Annotated in this window: 25 protein-coding genes and 2 pseudogenes; 10 read left to right on the plus strand and 17 right to left on the minus strand. The window is 63.7% G+C overall.

Going from position 1 to position 21,015, the window contains the following annotated elements:
* Window positions 1-32: 32 nt before the first annotated feature.
* The gene (locus A0U87_RS09590; RefSeq protein WP_048937908.1) at window positions 33-1,013 is read right to left on the minus strand and encodes a TerC family protein; all 981 of its coding nucleotides are present in this window, start codon (window positions 1,011-1,013) and stop codon (window positions 33-35) included.
* A 141-nt stretch (window positions 1,014-1,154) separates the two neighbouring features.
* Entirely contained in the window at window positions 1,155-2,672 is a 1,518-nt protein-coding gene (locus tag A0U87_RS09595; RefSeq protein WP_048937909.1) for an acetyl-CoA hydrolase/transferase family protein, read from the minus strand.
* A 116-nt stretch (window positions 2,673-2,788) separates the two neighbouring features.
* On the opposite strand from A0U87_RS09595, the gene A0U87_RS09600 reads away from it, so the two are divergent.
* Window positions 2,789-3,676, plus strand: a complete 888-nt coding sequence (locus A0U87_RS09600; protein WP_010337723.1) for a LysR substrate-binding domain-containing protein — start codon at window positions 2,789-2,791, stop codon at window positions 3,674-3,676.
* Here A0U87_RS09600 and A0U87_RS09605 read toward each other — a convergent pair.
* From A0U87_RS09605 to uvrC, 3 genes are all read right to left on the minus strand, one after another.
* Window positions 3,673-5,199 (minus strand): methyl-accepting chemotaxis protein, encoded by a 1,527-nt coding sequence (locus tag A0U87_RS09605; RefSeq protein ID WP_137405460.1) that lies wholly within the window; start codon window positions 5,197-5,199, stop codon window positions 3,673-3,675. The genes A0U87_RS09600 and A0U87_RS09605 overlap by 4 nt on opposite strands.
* Window positions 5,196-5,447 carry a hypothetical protein gene (locus tag A0U87_RS09610; RefSeq protein ID WP_048937911.1) on the minus strand — a complete coding sequence of 84 codons (252 nt, stop codon included), beginning with the start codon at window positions 5,445-5,447 and terminating at the stop codon, window positions 5,196-5,198. Before A0U87_RS09610 ends, A0U87_RS09605 begins: the two co-directional genes overlap by 4 nt.
* A 153-nt stretch (window positions 5,448-5,600) precedes the next feature.
* Window positions 5,601-7,514, minus strand: a complete 1,914-nt coding sequence (uvrC, locus tag A0U87_RS09615; RefSeq protein WP_137405499.1) for an excinuclease ABC subunit UvrC — start codon at window positions 7,512-7,514, stop codon at window positions 5,601-5,603.
* Window positions 7,515-7,754: 240 nt separating this feature from the next.
* Here uvrC and A0U87_RS09620 point away from each other — a divergent pair, with 240 nt between their 5' ends.
* From A0U87_RS09620 to A0U87_RS09630, 4 genes are all read left to right on the plus strand, one after another.
* Entirely contained in the window at window positions 7,755-8,807 is a 1,053-nt protein-coding gene (locus tag A0U87_RS09620; RefSeq protein ID WP_048937912.1) for an NAD(P)-dependent alcohol dehydrogenase, read from the plus strand.
* Window positions 8,808-8,949: 142 nt separating this feature from the next.
* Window positions 8,950-9,726 (plus strand): HAD family hydrolase, encoded by a 777-nt coding sequence (locus A0U87_RS09625; RefSeq protein WP_234415579.1) that lies wholly within the window; start codon window positions 8,950-8,952, stop codon window positions 9,724-9,726.
* Window positions 9,668-9,859, plus strand: a complete 192-nt coding sequence (locus tag A0U87_RS26720; RefSeq protein ID WP_234415580.1) for a hypothetical protein — start codon at window positions 9,668-9,670, stop codon at window positions 9,857-9,859. The genes A0U87_RS09625 and A0U87_RS26720 overlap by 59 nt, the downstream gene beginning before the upstream one ends.
* A 70-nt stretch (window positions 9,860-9,929) precedes the next feature.
* Window positions 9,930-10,454, plus strand: a complete 525-nt coding sequence (locus A0U87_RS09630; RefSeq protein WP_048937913.1) for a GNAT family protein — start codon at window positions 9,930-9,932, stop codon at window positions 10,452-10,454.
* A gap of 64 nt (window positions 10,455-10,518) precedes the next feature.
* Here A0U87_RS09630 and A0U87_RS09635 read toward each other — a convergent pair whose 3' ends face one another.
* The 8 genes from A0U87_RS09635 to A0U87_RS09670 all read right to left on the minus strand — a co-directional run bounded on the left by A0U87_RS09635 (window position 10,519) and on the right by A0U87_RS09670 (window position 17,104).
* On the minus strand, window positions 10,519-11,133 hold the full coding sequence (locus A0U87_RS09635; RefSeq protein ID WP_004207390.1) for an ATP synthase subunit B: 615 nt from the start codon (window positions 11,131-11,133) through the stop codon (window positions 10,519-10,521).
* The gene (locus A0U87_RS09640) at window positions 11,126-11,620 is read right to left on the minus strand and encodes a hypothetical protein (protein WP_004207391.1); all 495 of its coding nucleotides are present in this window, start codon (window positions 11,618-11,620) and stop codon (window positions 11,126-11,128) included. Before A0U87_RS09640 ends, A0U87_RS09635 begins: the two co-directional genes overlap by 8 nt.
* 67 nt (window positions 11,621-11,687) lie before the next feature.
* Window positions 11,688-11,915 (minus strand): F0F1 ATP synthase subunit C, encoded by a 228-nt coding sequence (locus A0U87_RS09645; protein ID WP_004207392.1) that lies wholly within the window; start codon window positions 11,913-11,915, stop codon window positions 11,688-11,690.
* Window positions 11,916-11,967: 52 nt separating this feature from the next.
* On the minus strand, window positions 11,968-12,753 hold the full coding sequence (locus tag A0U87_RS09650; protein ID WP_017503282.1) for a F0F1 ATP synthase subunit A: 786 nt from the start codon (window positions 12,751-12,753) through the stop codon (window positions 11,968-11,970).
* A gap of 46 nt (window positions 12,754-12,799) precedes the next feature.
* Entirely contained in the window at window positions 12,800-13,123 is a 324-nt protein-coding gene (locus tag A0U87_RS09655) for an AtpZ/AtpI family protein (RefSeq protein ID WP_004207394.1), read from the minus strand.
* A gap of 173 nt (window positions 13,124-13,296) precedes the next feature.
* The gene (locus A0U87_RS09660; RefSeq protein WP_010337715.1) at window positions 13,297-13,683 is read right to left on the minus strand and encodes a YdbL family protein; all 387 of its coding nucleotides are present in this window, start codon (window positions 13,681-13,683) and stop codon (window positions 13,297-13,299) included.
* Window positions 13,680-13,868: a YnbE family lipoprotein gene (locus A0U87_RS09665; RefSeq protein WP_004207396.1), complete on the minus strand. Its 189-nt coding sequence runs from the start codon at window positions 13,866-13,868 to the stop codon at window positions 13,680-13,682. Before A0U87_RS09665 ends, A0U87_RS09660 begins: the two co-directional genes overlap by 4 nt.
* Window positions 13,865-17,104, minus strand: a complete 3,240-nt coding sequence (locus A0U87_RS09670) for a YdbH domain-containing protein (RefSeq protein ID WP_137405461.1) — start codon at window positions 17,102-17,104, stop codon at window positions 13,865-13,867. Before A0U87_RS09670 ends, A0U87_RS09665 begins: the two co-directional genes overlap by 4 nt.
* Window positions 17,105-17,256: 152 nt before the next feature.
* Here A0U87_RS09670 and A0U87_RS09675 point away from each other — a divergent pair.
* The 4 genes and pseudogenes from A0U87_RS09675 to A0U87_RS09685 form a co-directional block, all read left to right on the plus strand.
* Window positions 17,257-17,667: pseudogene (locus A0U87_RS09675) on the plus strand (hypothetical protein); the annotation flags it as partial.
* A 139-nt stretch (window positions 17,668-17,806) separates the two neighbouring features.
* Window positions 17,807-18,013 carry a hypothetical protein gene (locus A0U87_RS09680; protein ID WP_137405462.1) on the plus strand — a complete coding sequence of 69 codons (207 nt, stop codon included), beginning with the start codon at window positions 17,807-17,809 and terminating at the stop codon, window positions 18,011-18,013.
* Between the two features lie 164 nt (window positions 18,014-18,177).
* Complete coding sequence (locus A0U87_RS27020) at window positions 18,178-18,300, plus strand: hypothetical protein (RefSeq protein WP_276609692.1); 123 nt, start codon at window positions 18,178-18,180, stop codon at window positions 18,298-18,300.
* A gap of 11 nt (window positions 18,301-18,311) precedes the next feature.
* Window positions 18,312-18,527: a hypothetical protein gene (locus tag A0U87_RS09685; protein WP_137405463.1), complete on the plus strand. Its 216-nt coding sequence runs from the start codon at window positions 18,312-18,314 to the stop codon at window positions 18,525-18,527.
* 340 nt (window positions 18,528-18,867) lie between these two features.
* On the opposite strand, the pseudogene A0U87_RS09695 reads toward A0U87_RS09685, so the two are convergent.
* Window positions 18,868-19,350, minus strand: a pseudogene (locus A0U87_RS09695) (TIGR02594 family protein); the annotation flags it as partial.
* 325 nt (window positions 19,351-19,675) lie between these two features.
* Between A0U87_RS09695 and A0U87_RS09700 the strand changes: the two are divergent.
* Complete coding sequence (locus tag A0U87_RS09700; protein WP_137405466.1) at window positions 19,676-20,101, plus strand: pesticin immunity protein; 426 nt, start codon at window positions 19,676-19,678, stop codon at window positions 20,099-20,101.
* A 73-nt stretch (window positions 20,102-20,174) separates the two neighbouring features.
* On the opposite strand, the gene A0U87_RS09705 is transcribed toward A0U87_RS09700, so the two are convergent.
* The 3 genes from A0U87_RS09705 to A0U87_RS09710 are packed head-to-tail and all read right to left on the minus strand — an operon-like array spanning window position 20,175 to window position 21,002.
* A complete protein-coding gene (locus tag A0U87_RS09705) occupies window positions 20,175-20,549 on the minus strand; it encodes a hypothetical protein (RefSeq protein ID WP_137405467.1) in 375 nt (124 codons plus the stop codon).
* Window positions 20,542-20,715, minus strand: a complete 174-nt coding sequence (locus A0U87_RS26165) for a hypothetical protein (RefSeq protein WP_170978381.1) — start codon at window positions 20,713-20,715, stop codon at window positions 20,542-20,544. Before A0U87_RS26165 ends, A0U87_RS09705 begins: the two co-directional genes overlap by 8 nt.
* Entirely contained in the window at window positions 20,712-21,002 is a 291-nt protein-coding gene (locus A0U87_RS09710) for a hypothetical protein (RefSeq protein WP_137405468.1), read from the minus strand. The genes A0U87_RS26165 and A0U87_RS09710 overlap by 4 nt, the downstream gene beginning before the upstream one ends.
* Window positions 21,003-21,015: the final 13 nt, after the last annotated feature.

Consider the following 21,015-nt stretch of genomic DNA (forward strand, 5'->3'; position numbering starts at 1 on the left):
TTCCTATCGACGATCCGGCATCCGTGCCAAATCTAATGTTGCGGCTGCGCCTCGCCACGGGTGCGCCACAGCGACAGGCCGATGCCTGCACCCAATACCCCGGCCGTCACCAGCAGGGAAAAGGCCGGCGGGATCTTCTCCAGCCCCAGCGCATCGGCCAGGAAGATCTTGGCGCCGATGAAGATCAGCACCACCGACAGCGCATATTTGAGATAATGGAAGCGGTGAACCGCCGCCGCCAGCGCGAAATAGAGCGCACGCAGCCCCAGGATCGCGAAGATGTTGGAGGTATAGACCAGATAGGGATCGGTGGTGATGGCGAAGATCGCCGGCACGGAATCCACCGCGAAGATGACGTCGGCAATCTCGATCATCACCAGCGCCAGAAACAGCGGCGTCGCATGGAGCAGCGGCTTGCCGCCCGGTTCAGCCGGCTGGCGCACGAAGAAATGATCGCCCTCCACCCGGTCGGTCACGCGCATGTGACGGCGCAGGAAGCCGAGCAGCCGGTTCCCCTCCATCGTCTGTTCCTTGCCGACCGTCCACAACATGCGGATGCCGGTGAAGATCAGGATCGCCGCGAAGAAATAGAGCGCCCAGGAGACATTCTGGACCAGCGCCGCGCCCAGTCCGATCATGATCGCGCGCAGGACGATCACGCCGATGATGCCCCAGAACAGCACCTCATGCTGATAGCGGCGCGGCACATGGAAGAAGGAGAAGATCATCGCGATGACGAAGACATTGTCGAGCGCGAGCGATTTTTCGACGACGAAGCCGGTCAGATAGGCGACCGCCGCCTCCTGCCCCATCTGCCAGGTGATCCAACCGCCAAAGGCGAGGCCAATGGCGATGTAGAAGCCGGCCAGCTTCACGCTCTCGCGCACGCCGATCTCGCGCTGCTTGCGATGCAGCACGCCCAGATCCAGCGCCAGCAATGCGAGGATGATCGTCAGGAAGAGCGCCCACATCCAGATGGGCTTGTCGAGAAAGTCGGTCGTCAGGAAATCCATGATAGGTCCGTGCTGCGAATATGCAGGTCAAGCGGACGGCATGGCTCCCGGTTCCCTCAGCGGGAATATGTCGGAAAGCGGCAATCGAACAGCAATGATCAGTGGCCCGGCGCAGGTCAGGCTGCACCGGGCCATTGATGATCAGCCCGGCATCATCGTGCCGGTATCGATGAAGCGCTGGTGCCAGGCAAAGGCCTCGGCCGGCAGCATCGGCGACTGCAGGCCATAGCTGCCCTGCATCGCCCGCCTGAAATAATCCTTCAGCATCGGACGATAATCGGGATGGGCGCAATTGTTGATGATCAGTTCGGCCCGCTGGCGCGGCGCCAACCCGCGCAGGTCGGCCAACCCCTGCTCAGTGACGATCACCTGCACATCCTGGTTGATATGGTCGACATGGCTGGCATGCGGCACGATCGCCGAAATCTTGCCCTGCTTGGCGGTCGAGGGCGTCATGAAGATCGACAGATAGGCGTTGCGGGCAAAGTCGCCCGATCCACCGATGCCGTTCTGGATGCGCGATCCCATGACGTGGGTGGAGTTCACATTGCCGTAGATATCCGCCTCGATGAGGCCGTTCATGGCGATGCAGCCCAGGCGGCGAACCAGTTCGGGATGGTTGCTGATTTCCTGCGGGCGCAGGATCATCTTGTTGCGGAAGCGGGCCATGTCGGCATTGAGCCGCGCCGCCGCCTCGGGGCTGAGCGAGAAGGCGGTGGCGCTCGCCATGCGCAGCTTGCCGGATTCCAGCAGGTCGAGCATGCCGTCCTGAATGACCTCCGTATAGGAGACCATATTGTCGAACGGAGCGTCGATCAGGCCGGTCAGCACGGCATTGGCGATATTGCCGACGCCCGACTGGAGCGGCAGCAGCGACGCCGGGATGCGACCCATCTTCACTTCATGGCCGAGGAATTCGAGCAGATGGCCGGCAATCGCCCGCGCACTGTCATCGGGCGGGGTGAAGGGCGCGTTGCGATCGGGCGAGTCGGTTTCGACCACCGCCAGCACCTTGGCGGGATCGACCCGGCAATAGGGTTCGCCGATGCGATCGTCGGCGCGGGTCAGCGGGATCGGCACGCGGCTCGGCGGCAACGCCGTGCCGTAATAAATGTCGTGCATCCCTTCGAGCGCGGCATTCTGCCAGCTATTGACCTCCAGGATCACCCCCTTGGCGCGATCGAGCCAGGTCTTGTTGTTGCCGACCGAGGCGGACGGGATCAGCAGGCCGTCGGGAGTGATGCCGGTCACTTCGACCACGGCGACATCCAGTTCGCCCAAAAAGCCCTGCCACGCCATCGGGGCGACCTGGCTCAAATGCATGTCGAAATATTGCATCTCGCCGCGGTTGATCCGCTCGCGGGCGATCGGATCGCTATTATAGGGAAGACGAAATTCGACGCCGTCGGCCTTGGCGAGCGCACCGTCCAGTTCCGGCCCGGTCGACGCGCCGGTCCACACCTTCACCCGGAACGGATCACCAGCGGAATGGGCGGCGGTGATTCGATCGGCCAGCGCCAGAGGGACGGCCTTGGGATAACCCGAACCGGTGAAGCCGCTCATGCCCACGGTCATGCCGTCGGTAATCAGGGCAGCTGCGTCCTGCGCGCTGCGTCTTTTTGCCGCAAACCCTGCATGACCGATACGATCCGATGCCATCCTCTCGTCTCCATTAAATGTCTGACTGGCGTCCCTGCGCCGGCGCTTAGGTCTGGCTTTTCCGTTCTCCGCACAATAGGGATTCCCGGCACAATATCTGTGCAGGACATGTTCAAATGAGCGACCTGCTTCTTTCGATCCGCACCTTCATACGGCTATGCGAAAAGCCCAGTTTCACGCGCGTCGCTGCCGAGATGCATGCGAGCCACACCACCATAGCCCGCCGGCTCGATCAGGTGGAAGCCCATTTTGGTACCGTGCTGTTCCATCGCACCACGCGCCGGCTGGTCCCGACGCCGGAAGCCGACCAGTTGCTGGTCCATGCCCGCACTCTGGTCGACGCGCTGGAAGTGGCCGAACAGGAATTGCGCCCGGTCCAGGGCGATGTCAGCGGCACGGTGCGGATCGGCGTCACCACCGCGCTGGGCCTCTATTATCTGGGCCTGCTGAGCCTGTTGAGCGATCAGCATCCCGGCCTGCGGATCGACATGGCGATGACCGACTGGCAACGCGATCTGGTCCAGGACCGGCTCGATCTGGCGCTGCGCGTCGGCCCGGTCGGGGACGATATGCTGGTCGTGCATCGGCTCGGTGCCCTGCCCCGCATGTTGGTCGCCCATCCCGACTATGTCGCGCGCCATGGCCTGCCCGCCAGCGCGGACGATCTGCCGAGCCATCGCTGCATCGCCTATGGCTATGGCGACCTGCCGGCCAAATGGACCGTGGACGGCCGCGACCAGTTGATCAGCGGCCCGTTCCGCAGCGACAATAGCGAGGCGGTGCATCGCGCCGCGCTTGCCGGCCTCGGCATCGCGATGCTGCCCGCCGTGCGGGTGGCAGACGATCTGGAGGCGGGGCGCCTCATGCGCGTCCTCCCCGCCAGCCAGATCGACCCGATCGACATTTTGGCGGTGCATCCCGCGCTGAAACGCCTACCCGCCCGCGCCAGGCTGGTGCTCGATTTCCTGAAGGCGAATTTCCCCGGCGACCCGCCCCAGCGCTAAGCGGCGCGCAGTTCCTCCAGCACGTTACGCACCGTTTCCTGCAATTCCTGCGAACGACTGGACAAGGCCGTCGCCGCCGCGTCGGTTTCGCCCATGGCCGATTGCGCCTCCGCCAGCGCCAGGCTCAGCGCTTCGGCCTGGGACGCCGCTTCTGCGATATGGCGGGCCATCTCCTCGGTTGCCGCGGCGATCTCGCCGGTGGCGCGTATCTGTTCCGCCACATCATCGACGATGCCGGCGGTCGACCGGTCGATCGTGTCGGCCGATTGGGTCGCGACATCGATCGCGCCCGACACGCTGTCGGCCGCGCGCCGAATATCCTGCAGATAGATGTCGATCTGGCGGGTCGCCTCGGCCGTCTGCGCGGCCAGGCTCTTCATCTCCGACGCCACGACGGCAAAACCGCGCACCTCGCTGCCGCTACGCGCCGCCTCGATCCCGGCGTTAAGCGACAGAGTCCGGCTCTGCGCCGCGATCTGCGAAATCAGCGCGACGATCGAACTGGCAGAATCGACCGTCGCCGACAGCATGTCGACCTCCGGCGTCAGCGCACGGGTCGCCATGGCGCCGCGCAGCGCATTGTCGCGGGTGTGGCTGGCACTGCCGCCCACGCCATTGATCGAAATGGCCAGCTTTTCCGTGTCCTGCGCCACCGCGCGGACATCGCCATCGGCGCGGGCATGGGCCTTGCGCAATTCGGCCGAGCGCTGGGTGGTGCGATCGAGCAGATCGAACAGCCATTGCTTGCTGGCCGACAATTGCCCCGCCAGTTGGCCGAGGTCGCCGACCACCGCGCCCAGCCGCGCCTCCAGCGCATCGGCCACCAGCCGACGCCGCTCGCTTGCCTCTTCGGCCCGCCGCGCCGCCTCCTCGATCGCGCGCTGCCGGGTCGCAATCGTCTGCGCCCGTTCCAGTTCGGCCAGCGCGACCTCGGCCCGCTCCTTCGCCGCATCGGCTTCCTTGCGCAGCCCTTCGCTCCGCTGCCGCTCCTCGGTCTGCAGGCGGATGGTCTGGGTCAGCAGCGACACGATCCACCACAGCATCAGGGTCTGGATCACCACGATCAGCGCATGCACCAGCACCCGCGGCAGATCGCCCTCGCTGGCGAACACCCAGGCGGGATAGCTATAGTTGAGGGCCAGATGATGGAGCGCCGTCACGCCGGCCGCGAACAGCAACGCCCGCCGATCAAGCAGAACGATCTGCGCTGCCAGCGCCGCAAAGAAGCCCATATGCATGTCCATCTGCCAGCCATGGCCGCGCAGCAGGAAGACATAGAGCGCCGGGATCGCCACCGATGTCACCGCCAGCGTCATGCGCGCCGGCGCCGCAATGTCGCGCCGCCGCACCATGATGGTCGGAAGCAGCGCCAGCAGCGCAGCCGCCAGCGCGCCGACTTCCGCATCGGGTGCCTTCAGCCACCAGCCGATCAGCATCAGTGCCGGCACATTCAGCCAGAATAGCCACATCAGCATGCGCGCACCGGCCAAGCGGATGCTTTCCATCGGGCGTTCGACGTTCATGCCCGCCCTCCCTTGCTGGCGCAGAGAAAATCGGGCGCCGCCAGCAGCAACACGCCGCGCGCCAGCATCGGCCAGCCCAGCCGATCGCGATCGCCCCGCACCACCAATGCCCCATCGATCTGCCCCTGGCCGACCGGGATCGCGCCGACTGCAATCAACCCCGCCGCCAATCCATGGCCGCTCGCCGTTGTCAGGGGAATGGCGAGCATGTCGCCACGCGCCGGCGGCGCCAGAACACCCGCCATCATCAGAAAAGCGACTGTCGCCAATTGCGCAGCCGCAAGCCCCCACCTGTTCCCCACTCTTGTCTCCCCCGCCGATCGGCTGGGGAAACATCACCAACAATTGTTAACGCGATACTTATGAGCCAGCAAAAATCATTGCGTCATCGTCACATTTTTTCAGCCGTGGAAATAATCATAGACCTGCTGCGCCACCGCCTTCGACACGCCGGGTGCCCGTTGCAGATCCTCCAGCGCCGCATCGCGCACCGCCCGCGCCGTCCCGAAATGCATCAGAAGCGCCTTTTTCCGGGCCGGGCCGATGCCGGGCACCTCGTCGAGCGACGACACGGTGATCGCCTTGCTGCGCTTCGCCCGATGCGCGCCGATGGCAAAGCGATGCGCTTCATCGCGCAGGCGCTGCATGTAGAAGAGCAGCGGATGATTGATCGGGAAACTCACCTCCTGCCCATCCATCAGGTGGAAAACCTCGCGCCCGTCGCGGCCATGATGTGGCCCCTTGGCGATGCCGATCATGCAGACATCCTCGATGCCCATATCCTCCAGCATCGCCCGCGCCGCCGACAATTGCCCCTTGCCGCCGTCGATCAGCACAAGGTCCGGCCATTCGCCACCGTCGCGATCAGGGTCTTCGCGCGCCGCCCGGCCAAAGCGCCGCTCGAACATTTCGCGCATCATCGCGAAATCGTCGTTCGATATGTCCGGGTTCTTCATGTTGAACTTGCGATAGGCGTTCTTGCGGAAGCCCTCCGGCCCGGCGACCACCATCGCCCCCAGCGCATGGGCGCCCTGGATATGGCTGTTGTCGTAGATCTCGATCCGATCGGGCACGCCGTCCAACCCGAAAGCCTCGACCATCTCGTCCAATATCTTGGCCTGGGTCGTGGTCTCGGCCAGACGCCGGTCGAGCGCCTCCACCGCGTTGCGCTGCGCCTGCTTGATCAGCCGCGTGCGCTCGCCGCGCTGGGGCACCTCGATCCGAACCTTGCTGCCCAGCCTTTCGCTCAGCGCCAGCGCCATCAGCTCGCACTCGGCCGGTTCACGGTCAGTCAGGATCAGCTTGGGCGGCGGCACTTCCTCGTAGAATTGCGCCATGAAGCTTTCCAGCACCTCTTCGGTCGCCACATCATTGGTGTGGACCGGGAAGAAGCTGCGATGCCCCCAATTCTGGCCGCCGCGGATGAAGAAGGCCTGGATGCACATCGATCCGCCCTTCTCCGCCAATGCGAAGATGTCGGCGTCGCCCAGCCCTTCGGCGTTGATCGCCTGCGATCCCTGGATGAAGGTCAGCGCCTTCAGCCGGTCGCGGATCATCGCCGCCTGTTCGAAATCCAGCGCCTCGGCCGCTGCCTCCATCGCCGCGCCCAGCTTCTGCTGCACGGCGGTCGACTTGCCGCCCAGGAAATCCTGCGCATCCTGCACCAGTTCGGCATAGCCGGCCGTGTCGATGCGATCGACGCAGGGCGCCGAGCAGCGCTTGATCTGATACAGCAGGCAGGGCCGCGAGCGATTGGCGAAGAAGCTGTCGGTGCAGGACCGCAGCAGGAACAGCTTTTGCAGTGCGTTGATCGTCCGCGTCACCGATCCGGCGCTGGCGAAGGGGCCATAATAGCGCCCCTTATATTTGCGCGCGCCGCGATGCTTCTGCACGCGGGGAAAATCATGATCCTCGCGCAACAGGATGAAGGGGAAGCTTTTGTCGTCGCGCAGCAGGACATTATAGGGCGGGCGGTAGCGCTTGATGAGCTGCGCCTCCAGCAGCAGCGCTTCCGCTTCACTGTTGGTAGTGACGATGGTCATGCTGCGCGTCTGCGCCACCATGCGCCGCAGCCGGTTGGGCAGCCGGTCGACCTGGGTATAATTGGCGACCCGGTTCTTCAGCGCCCGCGCCTTGCCGACATAGAGGACATCGCCACGCGCATCCTGCATCCGGTAAACGCCGGGCCGGGTCGGCAAGGCCTTCAGCGTCGTGCGGATCGCCTCCACGCCCGCATCGATATCGGGCTGGCTGCCGGTGACGGTATAGGTCGCCTTGTCTTCGTTGAAACGGTCGGGGGATTGCGGCTGCGACATGGCCGCAGAGATAGCGGCACCGGCGCGGATCGCAATGGCGGTGTGGAACAAAGGGCGGCCAACACCGGCATTCATGATTGCCATTCATGGCTGTGTTGCCGAAAGCCGGCCTAATCAACAGCCTGTCGACTTCCTACATGGGACAGGCACAGGCCGTCCCACGGCCCGCGCCCATCCAAGAATAGCAGCGGAGGGGCATATGCCCTGCACACCGCGAACCTCAAGCAAAGGGACATCCCCATGGCCACTAAAGCCTATGGCGCCAACGCCGCCGACAAGCCGCTCGAAGCCCTCGACATCGAACGCCGCGCCGTCGGTCCGCATGATGTCGCGATCGATATCGCCTATTGCGGCGTCTGCCATTCGGACCTGCACCAGGTCCGGTCCGAATGGGACGGTACCCTCTATCCCTGCGTTCCCGGCCATGAGATCGTCGGGCATGTGACGGCCGTTGGTGATCATGTCAGCGCATTCAAGGTCGGCGACACGGTCGGCGTCGGCTGCATGGTCGACAGCTGTCAGGGCTGCGCCTCCTGCGACGAAGGGCTGGAGCAATATTGCGAGAACGGCTTTGTCGGCACCTATAATGGCAAGACCGATGATGCGCCGGGCCACACGCTGGGCGGCTATTCGCAGAATATCGTGGTGAAGGACAAGTTCGTCCTGAAGATCAGCCACCCGGCCGATCAGCTCGCTGCCGTGGCGCCGCTGCTGTGCGCGGGCATCACCACCTATTCGCCGCTGCGCCACTGGAAGGTCGGCCCCGGCCAGAAGGTCGGCATCGTCGGCATTGGCGGCCTGGGCCATATGGGCATCAAGCTGGCCCATGCCATGGGCGCCAAGGTGGTCGCCTTCACCACCTCGGAATCCAAGCGCCAGGACGCGCTGGACCTGGGCGCGGACGAAGTCGTCGTCTCGCGCAATGCCGAGGAAATGCAGGCCCATGCCAACAGCTTCGACTTCATCCTGAACACGGTCGCGGCCAGCCATAGCCTCGACGCCTTCACCACCCTGCTGAAGCGCGACGGGACGATGACGCTGGTCGGGGTGCCCGAGCATGCTCACCCCTCGCCCAATGTCGGCGCGCTGATCTTCAAGCGGCGTTCGATCGCCGGCTCGCTGATCGGCGGTATCGCCGAGACCCAGGAAATGCTCGATTTCTGCGCCGAAAAGGGCATCACTGCCGATATCGAGATGATCCGCATCCAGGATATCGAAGACGCCTATGCCCGCATGCAGAAGAGCGACGTCAAATATCGTTTCGTGATCGACAACGCCACGCTGGCCGCCTGATCGCCAGGCAAAGGGGCGAATGGCCAGGCGCCATTCGCCCCGACTGCGGGCCATGCCCGCCCCTTTCCGGGGGAAACCCCGATTGCTCCCGCTTTGCCGTCGCGGTCCAATCACCGGACGTTCAAGCGCCGAGGAGCCAGCCATGTCCGACCCCCTATCGTCCTGGAATGACGGACCTGCCAAGGCCGCAATCCTGGATTTCGTCGCCCGCGTGACAGGCTCGGGACCGGAGCATATCCCCGCCCCGCAGCGCATCGCCACCTTCGACAATGACGGCACGCTCTGGGCGGAACAGCCACTTCAGACCCAGTTCCTGTTCGGCCGCATGCTGCGCGCAAAGCTGATCGAACAGGAACCGGAACTCGCGCAGCAACAGCCTTTCAAGGCCTATGTCGAGCAGGACATGCCGGCCATGAAGGCGCTGGGGAAGCTAGGGCTGCTGGAGGTTGCCGCCCGTGAACATGCGGGTGCGACCGAAGAGGAATTTGACAGGATCGCACGCGACTGGCTCGCCACCGCACATCATCCCCTGCTCGACCGGCCCTTCACCCGGTGCGTCTATCGCCCGCAGATCGAATTGCTGGATTTCCTGCGCGCCCATGATTTCAAGACCTATATCGTCTCGGGCGGCGGGCTCGACCTGATGCGCGCCTTCGCCGAAGACGTCTATGGCATTCCGCCCGAACAGGTGATCGGCTCCAGCCTTCGCACCCGGTTCGAAATCGACGGTGATGGCGTCGCGCAACTTGTCAAGCTGCCCGAACTGTTTCGACGACCGCGAGGCGAAGGCGCAGAATATCGCCCTTCATATCGGCCGTCGCCCGATCCTGGCCTTCGGCAATTCGGACGGCGACCTCGCCATGCTCCGCTATGTGAAGACCGGATCAGGGCCACGGCTGGCGCTGCTGCTGCATCATGACGATGCCGCTCGGGAATTTGCCTATGATCGGGATTTCTTCCTGAGCCCCCTGGCCGAGGCGCTGGACAAGGCCCCGGATTATGGCCTGACCCTGGTCAGCATGAAGCAGGACTGGAACAGCATCTTCGTCTGATCCGCCGACCGCGCCACCTTGGAACAACCGGCCGTGGCACTCCGCACGCTGGCGCGCCTATGACCGCCTTATGGTCCATCTCCTTCCCTTCACCCCCGATCATTTCTCCACCCTGTCGGGCTGGTTTGGCAGCGACGCGGATGTCGTTCAGTGGGGTGGGCCTTTTGTCCATTTCCCGCTGTCCGGTGAGCAGATGACGGCAATGCTGGATGAAGGACGCAGCGATCCGCCCGCGCGCTTGTGCTGGATGGCCCAGGACGACGGTCAGCTTGTCGGCCATGTCCAGATCGCCTTCGACTGGCGCAACGGCAATGCCACGCTGGGCCGGGTCGCGATCGCGCCCGATGCGCGAGGCCGGGGTCTGGCGGTGCCGATGCTGCGCCTTGCGCTCGCCAGCGCCTTTGCCTTCGACGCCGTCGAGCGGCTGGAGCTCAATGTCTATGCCTGGAACCGGCCCGCCATCCGCAGCTATGAACGGCTCGGCTTCGTGACCGAAGGCGTCCGCCTGTCCTCCGTTCGGGTTGGCGATGCGCGATGGGATACCGCGATCATGCGAATGCTGCGATCCGAATGGACGCACAGCACGCCAGCCTGAACCCAAACAAAAAGGGCCGGCGCCTTTCGGTGCCGACCCTTTTGCTAATTCTGCCTGTTTTCGATCAGGCGACCGGGCCGAGACCCTTGATCGCATCATCGACCAGCGCCTTGTCCGCCTTGGCATCATGGCCTTCGGCAATCAGGGCGGCTGCAGCGCCGGTAGCGGCCTTCACCGCCTTGGCACGAATGTCTGCGAGAGCGCTGCGCTCAGCCGCACCGATCTTGTCTTCCGCCATCTTCTGGCGACGGGCGACCAGATCGGCAGCCTGCACCTTGGCATCGGACAGAAGCGTTTCGGCTTCATGCTCGGCCGACTTGCGCATGGCGTCGGCTTCACCAGCCGCAGCGGCCAGCTTGGCTTCATATTCGCCCTTGAGCGCTTCGGCTTCGGCACGAAGCTTCGATGCTTCGGCCAGCTGTTCCTTGATCTGGGCGATCCGGCCATCCAGCACACCGCCGATCAGGCTGGGCACCTTCTTGATCAGCAGGATGACGATGAACACCGCCATCGCCAGGCTGACCCAGGCGGTCGCGTCCATGCCGACCGCCTTGGGATCGGTATGCGGCGCGACGCCTTCATGCGCCACGGTGCCAACCGGCTCCATGCCTTCGGCGTGGATTGCCTGATTGAGGTGCGGGGCCTGCGCCTCGCTATGCTCTACTGCTGCCTCAGCCATGAGCCAGTGCCGCCTTTACTGCGTTGCGGGCCGCTTCGTCCGACGCTTCCACGCCGGAAATCCGGACGACCATGTCGCGCGCCGCATCGGCGGCGACGGTTTCAATCTGTGCCATGGCGGCATCCGTGGCGGTCTTGATCCGGGCTTCGGCAGCGCCGATCTTGTCCTGGATCTCCGCATCGGCGGCGGCCAGCTTCGCTTCTGAAGCCTTGGCGGCATCCGCCTTCGCCTTGGCCAGCGTCGCCTGGGCGGCGGTGCGGCTTTCGGCATCACGGACGCGATAGTCCGCTTCCGCTTCGTCGGCGCGGGCGAAGGCTGCCTTGGCAGCATCGAGATCACCCGAAATCTTCGCGTCGCGCGCGTCGGCCGTCGCCTGCACCTTGGGCACCATGCCGCGGCCGATGACGAAGAAGACGAAGCCGAACGTCAGCAGCAGCCAGAAGATCTGGGAAGCATAGGTATCGGCGATTTGCGCGATTTGAGGCATTTTTATCCGTCCGAAAAGGGGGCGGTCGTCAAGGGGCAGGCAGCCAGGCTGCCCGCCCCGTCGATCTTTAGGCCACGAAGACCAGGATCATGGCGATAACGAACGCCAGCAGACCCAGAAGTTCGGCGGCGGCGAAGCCGATGAACAGGCGACCCTGCTGGCCGTCAGCGGCACCCGGATTGCGCAGCGCGCCTTCGAGGAACGAGCTGAAGACGTTGCCCACACCGAGGGCGGCAATGCCCGCACCGATCGCGGCCAGGCCAGCACCGAGCAGCTTTGCGGCTTCTGCGTCCATGTTCTAAACTCCTTTTTCTTAACCAATTAAACGTTGAAGAATGTACGAAAACTCAGTGCAGGTTTTCGGCGTCGTTGATGTAGACCGAGGTCAGCAGCGCAAACACATAGGCCTGGATCACGGCGACCAGCACTTCGAGCGCGCTGATACCGACCATCAGCACGAAGCTGGCGGCACCGACGGTCAGACCGAAACCGGGGCCAGCATTCGAGCTGTTGATGACGAAGCCGGCCAGCACCTTGAGCAGCACGTGTCCGGCGGTCATCGCCACGAACAGTCGCAGGCCCAGGCTGAACGGACGCACCATGAACGAGATCAGCTCGATCGGGAAAATGACCGGGATCATCGGCAGGGGCGTGCCGTGCGGCACGAACAGGGAGAAGAAGTGCAGCCCATGCTTCCAGAAGCCAACGATCAGCACGATCGAGAAGCTCATGATCGCCAACACGCCGGTGGCGGTGAAATGGCTGGTGAAGGTGAAGGGGTGGACCCCGACCAGACCCAGCGGCAACAGACCCAGAAGGTTGGCCATCAGGATGAACATGAAGAGCGAGAAGACATAGGGAATGTACTTCTTGCCGCCTTCACCCACGTTCGAGATCAGCAGGTTCTTGATGAAGCCGGTGAAATATTCGACCGCCATCTGCCAACGACCGGGCACCAGTTCGCGCTTCATGCCGCCGATCACGAAGATCCACAGCACCACCGCAGCGGCGACCATATAGAGCGCGCTGTTGGTGAAGGCGATGTTGAAGCCGCCGATGGACAGGTGATCGGTACCGAACAGCGGTTCGATCGCAAACTGATGCATCGGATCGATTTTGCCGGATTCTGCCACTTGGACCCCTGTACCGTCTAATATTCGGACTAAGACAAAAGCGCCCCTATTGATCGGAACGCTTCGTCGTCGTCAATCTGATGATGTTCCTGAACGCCGCCACGATCCCGAGACCGAGGAAGACAAGCAGGAGCCATGGGGATGTGCCGAGCAGCCGGTCGAGAACCCAGCCGATCAACGCACCACCGACAAGACCACCGATCAGCTCTGCGAGAACCCTGTTGCCCAGACGCGAACCATCGTCCGCCTGCTGCACCTTCGTCCCCTGTCTGACCTGCTCGGCATGTTCCGCCTGCGCAATTCTCGCTTCCAGTGAAGCGATCCGCGCATCTTCCCCCGCCGGGTCCTGCCCGGATTCACCCGCAACCATTGCCAATCCTTCCATCAGGCTGAAACCCAATGGCAGGCGGCATGGCGCTTGCGGCTGCACCCGTCAAGGCGCGGCCCGTTTAGAAAGGGGATGACGGATAGTCAACTATACTTGGGCAGGAGATTATCCTGCCCAGACGAACTGGCGGTCAAAGTCCGCCAGCCACGCGCATTTTACTGGCCTGCGGTGGCGCAATAGGCCGGCAAAGAGATCGCCCCGGCGCCCTTGGTCTGCCAGGCACCACCGCCGACGCGATAGACCTGCCCCGGCTTCACCCGGCTGCTGAGCGTCTGGCAACCGGTTGCGGCCGCCACATCCTGCACCGTCACGCCGCGCTTGCCGGCCAGATCGGTATAGACGGCGCGACGCTTGATGTTGATCGATTCGACCTCGGCCCGCACATCCGCGCCCACCGTGCCGGCGATACCCAGATAGCCATCGGCCTGCTCGCCCACCGTGCCGGCAGCGATCGCGGCGGCCGCACCACCCTGGGCCTGCGCGGTGCCGGCCAGAACCAGGCCGCCCAGCACAGCGGCGGCCAGCATGAACTTGCGTGTCATTGCGGGAACAACTCCGGGTTATTGTTGATCAGATCCTTGGCGTCCTTCTCCAGACGGACGACGACCTCCTGCTGGACCTTCACGTTCAGATTGATCTCGATCGGCTTGTCCGGGGCCTTGACCTGGATGCATCCTCCAAGGGCCGAAGCTGCCAGACCGGCCATCATGATTGCTGCTATCTTCATTTCGGCTCCGTATTTGACACAGTCTCGCTTGCCGCAGGCTGAACCGCAAGACCAGATTGCAGATCGGCCGCGCTTTGTGCGCGCATCTTCTGCTGGGCATCCTCGCCAATCTGGTCGCGGATCACCTGCGACGGGTCGACATAGGATTGGGCGGATTTCATCAGGCCGCGGAAGGGCGCGGAAATCCGCACGTTGAAGATGAAGGGCAGGCCGACGAAGCTTTTCGCTATCCCCTGCGGCGCACCGCCCAATTGACCTCGGTTGACGCCGTTGAACACCACATTGGTGACCATCTCGCCATCCAGCGCGCCATCCATCAGGATGGTGAGGCATTTATATTGCAGATCCTTCAGCGCATCGAAGGCGACCTTGCCCATAACTCCGACTTGCTCGTTCGACACCGGCCCCACATAGGACAGCACGCCTGACTGGCGCGTTGGGTCGCAGGGGATGCTAGGCAGCACGCCCTCGGGCATGATCAGCGGTGCCATGCCCTGCTGCCGCGCGACCAGCACGCCGCCGGCAACCCGCCCGCCCTGCGCATTGAAGATCAGCGGCATGATGCCGTCGAACGTGCCGGTCGCCGACACATTTTTCAGGTCCATCGCCTGGATGAAGGCACCAGCGTCGAGGCCGATGACCCGGAAGGTCAGATAGCGATCGACATCGGCACCAAAGTCCATGGTCGTGGACAGAAGCACCAGTTCACCGCCCGAAAAGGGGAAACCACCGCCCTCGATATGCAACTTCTGGCCGGCACCCAAGCGATAGCGCACCGTGCCATTGCGCGCCTCGACGCCCGGATTGACCAGCGCGATTCGCGCCTCCTGCCCGGTCGGCGTCACCATATTGAGCAAGTCGGAAAAATGGATCTCGCCCGACAGCCCCTCGACCGGGCCGAATGCCGCCGCCAGATCCAGCCGTTCGGTCCGGAAGACGCCATCGCTGCTGACATCGGACCCGGTCCAGCGGATATGCCCCTCGCCAGTCACGCGGCCGGCGACATTGGCGATCACGCCGAGCGTCAACGGCGTCAGTTCCTCCGGCTGCAATCCCGGCCCGAAGCCCAGGTCCGGCACGGTCAGGTCGGCATGCCCCTTCCCGCTGCCCAGGTCGTGCGCAATATCGGCGCGCGCCACCGTGGCACCCTTGCCCGGCACCTGCAGCGTGCCGGTCGCGGTGATTCGGCCATCCTTCATCGCCAGGGCAAAGTCAGGCACGAACAGCGGGTTGAAGCGGACCGAAGGCTGCGCATCGCGCACCTGCATCGCCGCCTTGAGCGACAGCGCCCCCTTAGCAAAGGCCCAGTCGCCCGCCCCCTGCTCGACAATCAGCGGCACGGTGCCGATCCGTCCACCCGCGCCCTTGATGTCGCCGGCAAAGCCTTCCTTCGTCGCCGCACCGGTGACGCTCGTCGCAGACAGGCGCACCGGCGCATCCTCCGGGCCGATGGCAAAGTCTGCATTGCCCAGGGTGAAGCCGGTCTGGCCCAATATCAGCCGGGCATTGTCCGCCTTTAGGCCCATCGGGCTGTCGCCGCTTCGCCCGTTCAGCGCGACATTGCGAAGCTCCGCACCGCCCTTCATGCCGCCCGGCCCCATGGCGAAAAGCGCCGAATTGGGTAGTGGGCAGAGCGTCTGCCGGGTCTGCCCCAGCGCGAAGCTGCCATAGCGCGCTTCCAGCAAGGTCAGTGGCGCGCAATGTTCGTTGATCGCGATCGCGCCATTAGACGCCAGCCGGCCATCGATCGGCAGGCCAAGACCGCGAACAGCCCCATCGGGCAGCGGCCCATCCAGCCGCAACGCGGTCGTGAAGCGCGTGTCGCCCTTCGGCCCGGCAACGAATCGGACAGGCTCGAACGCCAGCCGGGCGCCGTCGGCCGTATAGGGATCGATGAACAGCTGCCCGCCAAAACCGCCGCCGGCGCGGCGGGCCAGTCGGAGCGCCGCCTTGGGCAAGCCGCCGCCCTGCGACGTGATCGCGCCGTCCAGCGCCCAATCGATCGCCGCGCCGCCCTTGCCCGGCCAGGCCAGCGTCACCCGGCCGTCCCGCGCCACAGCCACCTGCGCGCCGCTGCGCGCTGCAAATTCGGTATCGGTCAGCACCAGACTGCCTGCATCGCCCTTCTGCGCCAGCGCCACCCGCGCCCGCAGCAGATTATCCGCGCCGGCCCGCCGTGCCGCATCCGCCAATCGCAGGGCCAGCGGCGCCACCGGCGTGCCGGCCGTCGACGTGCGCAAAGCCGCCAGCGGATCGCGCCCGGCCATCCGCCCGTTCCGCGCGGTCAGATCGCCGCTGAAGGTCGCATCACCGCCGCGCAGCGTCCAGTCACCGGCCAGTTCGGTTGGCCCCGCCAGCACCCCGGCACCGAAAAAGGCGCGTGCGCCGATCCGCGCACGCCCGGCCATGGCCTTGGCCGTACCGTCGAACTCGATCCGACCGACCGGGGCCGCCAGCAGCATGCCCTGCGCCTTGAGCGCCTCGCCCGCCAGCTTGGCCGATCCGTTCCAGCGGTCGAGCCTCTGGCCCAGCCACAGATCGATGTCGGCCGTCGGCGCAGCCATCGCCATGTCCGCGCAGGCGAGCGCATCGCCCTTGATCGGCCCGCGCAGATGCGGCCGGCCGTCCACCATCGCCACGTCCAGCCAGGCGCTCGCCTTGGCCACGCCACAGCCGGCCATCCGTGCCCTGGGCATGGCGGCGGCCAGCTTGCCGCGGAAACCCGATTTCAGATTGCCATTGCCATCGATCTGCAGGCCGACTGCCCCCGCGTCGGTATCCAGCCGCAACCGCGCGTCGCGCAGATGAAGCAGCAGGTCAGGCATGGCAAAGGGCGCAGTCGAATCGGGATCGCGAAACTTGTCCAGTTCGCCCAGCGTCAGCACGCCGTCGCGATAGGCGCCGCGCATCCGCACGCCACCGGCGCGAACCGCTGCCACCTGCGGCGTCACGCCGGAAAAGGCGATGTCGACCTCCACCCAACGAGCGGTCAGGTCCGGCCGCGCCGGATCGCCCAGCACGACATTCTCGATCCGCTGGGTGCGCAGGCCCACCTGCGTCAGGTCATAATTGGCCTGGACCCCGCGCCGGTTCAGTTCGCGGTTGACGAAATTCTCGGCGATCGGCGCGCGCTGCGTCCACAGCGCGACCAGCACCAGGCCGAGCGAACCCGTCCCGACACCCAGCCAGCGCAGCCAGCCCCGGCGAATTTCGGCTTCGCCGTTCTCGTCTTCCATCTGCCTGGCCAACCCCGACTTTCGCTCGCACTTCAGGTCCGTAACGCATCCATAACGTCCGACCCATTGGAAATATCCACCCCAGAAATAGCCTTGCCCACGAAATCCGCAAAGCCTAGCCTTCATTCGCCGGGGAATGGGGGATCGCCAGCATGACCGAAAAGGACGAACGCGCGAGCCAGGATGGTGCCGGTCATCGCGCCCGCCTGCGCCAGCGCCTGGCCGAAGGCGGCGACGGGCTGCTCGACCATGAACTGATCGAATATCTGCTCGCCCTTGCCATCCCCCGCCGCGACACCAAGCCGCTGGCTCGGCTGCTGCTGCGCGAATTTGGCGGGATCGGCGGATTGATGGCGGCCGACTGGCAGGCGATCGCACGGGTGCCCGGCATGGGCGATACCAGCGTCGCCGCGATCAAGATCGTCCAGGCCACCGCACTGCGAATGCTGCGCAACGATGTGGCGGAACGACCGGTGCTGGGCAGTTGGCAGGCACTGCTCGACTATCTGCGCGCGGACATGGCCTATCTCCATGTCGAACGCGTGCGGGTGCTGCATCTCAACAGATAAAAAAGTGTTGCGCGGATAAAGGACCGTTACTGCGTTTTCGCCGATTCGCGCCCAACGCCTTGATCCCGAACAACCCTTTCCACGCGACCGTTACGCCCATCGATGCTATCGTTCCGTCGTAAGGAGACCTCGGGTGGACGATCACCTCAAAGCAGCAGCGCAGGCGGCGGCGATGACGAATTCGCAACTGATCGCGGCGCGCAATCGGATTGTGGACATCGACAATCTGACCAGCCAGCAACAGGCGGTGATCGACGAGATCAAGCTCCGCGCAATCGACGAGATCAAGATCAAGCTCCGCGCAATCGACGAGATCAAGCTCCGCGCGATCGACGCCTGATGCGCAGCGGCCCCGACATTGCGCTGACCATCGAGGCGTTCGTCCTGGCCGTGATGACGTTTGTCGCCGCGATCAGCGGGATCGTCCGACTGATCGACTGACCGCGCAACCAATCGACGAGAACGGTCGTTTCATCCCGCCCCACCCAACCAGAGAGACAAGCATTGCGCCGCCCCGACACCGATCCAACGACCCGCACGACATCGTTTTTCGAAATCGACGGTGTGCTGGCGCTGGGCATCCTGTGCGGGGCGCTGTTCGCCGCCCTGGTGGGCTTGATGCGATAGGCGTGGAACCGATGCAGGGCAGCGACCGTTGGACGGTCTCCCCGATATTGCGAAACCACCCTACCCCGCCAGCTTCGGCGGGGTATTTTTTTGAGGGCGAACGTTTGAAACTCGACGACCACCAATACGACCGCGACCGATCGTCGTTGGTCCTCAAGGTCCAGGCGATCTTCCTGGCCGCCATTATGATCGGATCGTCGGCCGCCGGTCTTTACAGCCTGCTCTAAAAACCCGCGTCAGGCTGGCCCCTGGCGCCAAGCGATCCCATTGCGGTCGCACCAAGCTGCATATGTGGTCGAACTGCCAGGGCTGATCTTGAGCCGGGGGTTCTGGAACCACATCTCGATCGTCCAATCGGGATGCTGGTCGCGAACGGCGAGAACCTTCCTTCGGTCCTCTGCGAGAAAACGACCCTTCGCCTCGATTATCCGCTTTCCCGCAACATCGACGAAATCGGGCAAATAGGTGTGATGGATGACGTATGGCAGCTTGATCGCTTCGTGCGCGAATTCGGCCGGGACGAGCGCGGCGCAACGGGCTTCGAATTTCGACCGGTAGCGCGGGGCGTTAGGCTTCATTCGTCGAAACCTTGGCGCCCGCTGAATTCACCACCGGTGCCAGCGCAATCGCCTTTGGCGCCCCGGTCGGCCATCGCATCGAAACGCACCGGCCGCGTTCGATCCAGGTTTCCCTGACTGCGTTGCCCTGGTTTCCACCCAACACGCGGAACAGCCGACCGTCAGCGGAGACCCCGGTCAGAAACGCGACGTGACCGCCCCCAGGACGCTGGAACCGAACGATGGCGCCGAGATACGGTTTGCTGACCGCTTCGCCAAAAGCGTCCCACGACGATGCCCGGACGGCGATTTTCGGCGGCTTGAAACCAGCGTGGGAAACGACGTGCGCGGCAAAGGTGCCGCACCAGGCGGTTTCATCGTCGCGGACATCGATGCCGAGAATTTTGGGACCAAGCGCTTTGATCCACGACATGATCGTGGGCGAATGCTTGGGGCCGACGATTTCTCGGACACCTATCTGTGTGCGGGCATAGGTGAGCCAGGACGGCTCGAAAGGATCACATAACCCTTATTTATCGACCATTTTGATAGCGACCAGATGCGCACGCTTGGTCATCATGCTCGTGTTTATGCTGATTGACCCTACCGCTCAGCCCGCTAGGCTGCTGACGATCCCGGCCACAAACACCCCCTAATATTCCCCCCGAATATGGTGGGCCGGGATCAACCTACTTGGGGGCCAGATTCAGACGGTCTGTAAGCGACCAGAAATTGCCATTGACCGATCGCGACAGTTACATCGACATCCGGAATTCCCGATAGGTGCTCGTTAACATTCCTTCACTGGAGCGACGGCCATGAAGAGACTGAATGCGTTGGTTATTGTGACTATGCTGGCATCTTCCACAGTCGTTGTCGGCGGTGTGACGAATAAAGCTGTAACCAGTATTGTAGCCAGTCTGGACTTAACAAGTTTTCCAAATTCTACTGGGCCACAGCGCGCTTCAGGAAAGAAAACATTCTCGGACTACGGATTCAACGTAATCGAAAAGGATATGCGTAGTGCGCATCTGGAAAAGGGTTCGCACGAATGGGAAATGTCATTCGATGTGTTATCGAGAGCAGATCACCAAATGACAATTTGTTTCCGAGATCGCGCGAGAAACGGTGGAAGCTATAACACTGTGTCCGCTCTTTCATTGTCGAAATCATCCGAAGGGATGTGGATTGCAAGACAGTTGAAGGGAGGGGTGCCTGACTGCCGGAACGACCCCGAGGATTGAGAAGCACGGTGGCCTCGCTATTTTAGGCAGCCTTGCTTAGGATCGGAACGTGCGCTCTCCACCTTCTTGGACATCATCGTGATGCAGTCACGCGCATAGGCGAAAGCTGCGACGAAACCGGCGTCATCGCGATCTGAAAACCAAAATATCCAGCGATACCAATCGCGATGCCGACAGCGATTTTCATGAAGCTACCGGCTTCGATCCACCCCCGTGCCTTCCCTTCGATGGCGGTGCGCCACGTCTTGAGGTCGGCTAGATCAGCCTCGACGATGCGATAGCCGGGGATCATGGCGGCACGGTCGGCCTCGATCGTGCGAACAGCGCCCTCCACCGATGACAGCCGACTTTCGTGCGCGTCCTGGCGCTGGACGATGGCTGAAAGGGTCGCCTGGATGCTATCCACTTTCCCTTCCAGCCGCCCAAGGATCAGGCTGGTGTCATCCACCGTTTGCCAGGCCGTCCATAATCGCGACGATGATCGAACCAATCGCGCCACCGCCGACGACACGGATGATATTCGTTACGATCACGGATCGAATAGGCGGCAGGTGCCATAGCCAGATGGCCGCAGCGCCGATCTTCCCGCCCACGCTCTTCAGACGGTCGATCATGCGGGCGATACCGGGAGCGTCGGCGTGAAGGTGCCAGCCGCCGACAGCGGCTCTTCACCGTCCCAACCCCGGCGAACGTTTTCCAGGGCGACCCGGCGCGTCTCAAGCTGCATGCGAACGCCTGCGATGCTGGAAAGAGCCTGACCCATAACCTGGGCGGTCGGATAGTCCTGCTCCAACGTCGCGCCCCGGGCGCTGGCCCGGAGGGCGTCGATGTCGGCGATCAGCGCTTCAAGCGCCTGGATCGAATATGCGTTGACCTCGCGAAGGGTCGTCTCTGCTGTCATTGTAACCATGTGA

Source organism: Sphingobium sp. MP9-4 (genome assembly GCF_005281675.1).
Taxonomy (GTDB): Bacteria; Pseudomonadota; Alphaproteobacteria; order Sphingomonadales; family Sphingomonadaceae; genus Sphingobium; species Sphingobium yanoikuyae.

Bases quoted from the DNA above. Each gene is read 5' to 3' on its own strand.
- A0U87_RS09590 (WP_048937908.1), bottom strand. From the start codon at position 1,013: ATGGATTTCCTGACGACCGACTTTCTCGACAAGCCCATCTGGATGTGG.
- A0U87_RS09595 (WP_048937909.1), bottom strand. From the start codon at position 2,672: ATGGCATCGGATCGTATCGGTCATGCAGGGTTTGCGGCAAAAAGACGC.
- A0U87_RS09600 (WP_010337723.1), top strand. From the start codon at position 2,789: ATGAGCGACCTGCTTCTTTCGATCCGCACCTTCATACGGCTATGCGAA.
- A0U87_RS09605 (WP_137405460.1), bottom strand. From the start codon at position 5,199: ATGAACGTCGAACGCCCGATGGAAAGCATCCGCTTGGCCGGTGCGCGC.
- A0U87_RS09610 (WP_048937911.1), bottom strand. From the start codon at position 5,447: ATGATGGCGGGTGTTCTGGCGCCGCCGGCGCGTGGCGACATGCTCGCC.
- uvrC (WP_137405499.1), bottom strand. From the start codon at position 7,514: ATGTCGCAGCCGCAATCCCCCGACCGTTTCAACGAAGACAAGGCGACC.
- A0U87_RS09620 (WP_048937912.1), top strand. From the start codon at position 7,755: ATGGCCACTAAAGCCTATGGCGCCAACGCCGCCGACAAGCCGCTCGAA.
- A0U87_RS09625 (WP_234415579.1), top strand. From the start codon at position 8,950: ATGTCCGACCCCCTATCGTCCTGGAATGACGGACCTGCCAAGGCCGCA.
- A0U87_RS26720 (WP_234415580.1), top strand. From the start codon at position 9,668: ATGCTCCGCTATGTGAAGACCGGATCAGGGCCACGGCTGGCGCTGCTG.
- A0U87_RS09630 (WP_048937913.1), top strand. From the start codon at position 9,930: ATGGTCCATCTCCTTCCCTTCACCCCCGATCATTTCTCCACCCTGTCG.
- A0U87_RS09635 (WP_004207390.1), bottom strand. From the start codon at position 11,133: ATGGCTGAGGCAGCAGTAGAGCATAGCGAGGCGCAGGCCCCGCACCTC.
- A0U87_RS09640 (WP_004207391.1), bottom strand. From the start codon at position 11,620: ATGCCTCAAATCGCGCAAATCGCCGATACCTATGCTTCCCAGATCTTC.
- A0U87_RS09645 (WP_004207392.1), bottom strand. From the start codon at position 11,915: ATGGACGCAGAAGCCGCAAAGCTGCTCGGTGCTGGCCTGGCCGCGATC.
- A0U87_RS09655 (WP_004207394.1), bottom strand. From the start codon at position 13,123: ATGGTTGCGGGTGAATCCGGGCAGGACCCGGCGGGGGAAGATGCGCGG.
- A0U87_RS09660 (WP_010337715.1), bottom strand. From the start codon at position 13,683: ATGACACGCAAGTTCATGCTGGCCGCCGCTGTGCTGGGCGGCCTGGTT.
- A0U87_RS09665 (WP_004207396.1), bottom strand. From the start codon at position 13,868: ATGAAGATAGCAGCAATCATGATGGCCGGTCTGGCAGCTTCGGCCCTT.
- A0U87_RS09670 (WP_137405461.1), bottom strand. From the start codon at position 17,104: ATGGAAGACGAGAACGGCGAAGCCGAAATTCGCCGGGGCTGGCTGCGC.
- A0U87_RS09685 (WP_137405463.1), top strand. From the start codon at position 18,312: ATGCAGGGCAGCGACCGTTGGACGGTCTCCCCGATATTGCGAAACCAC.
- A0U87_RS09700 (WP_137405466.1), top strand. From the start codon at position 19,676: ATGAAGAGACTGAATGCGTTGGTTATTGTGACTATGCTGGCATCTTCC.
- A0U87_RS26165 (WP_170978381.1), bottom strand. From the start codon at position 20,715: ATGATCGACCGTCTGAAGAGCGTGGGCGGGAAGATCGGCGCTGCGGCC.
- A0U87_RS09710 (WP_137405468.1), bottom strand. From the start codon at position 21,002: ATGACAGCAGAGACGACCCTTCGCGAGGTCAACGCATATTCGATCCAG.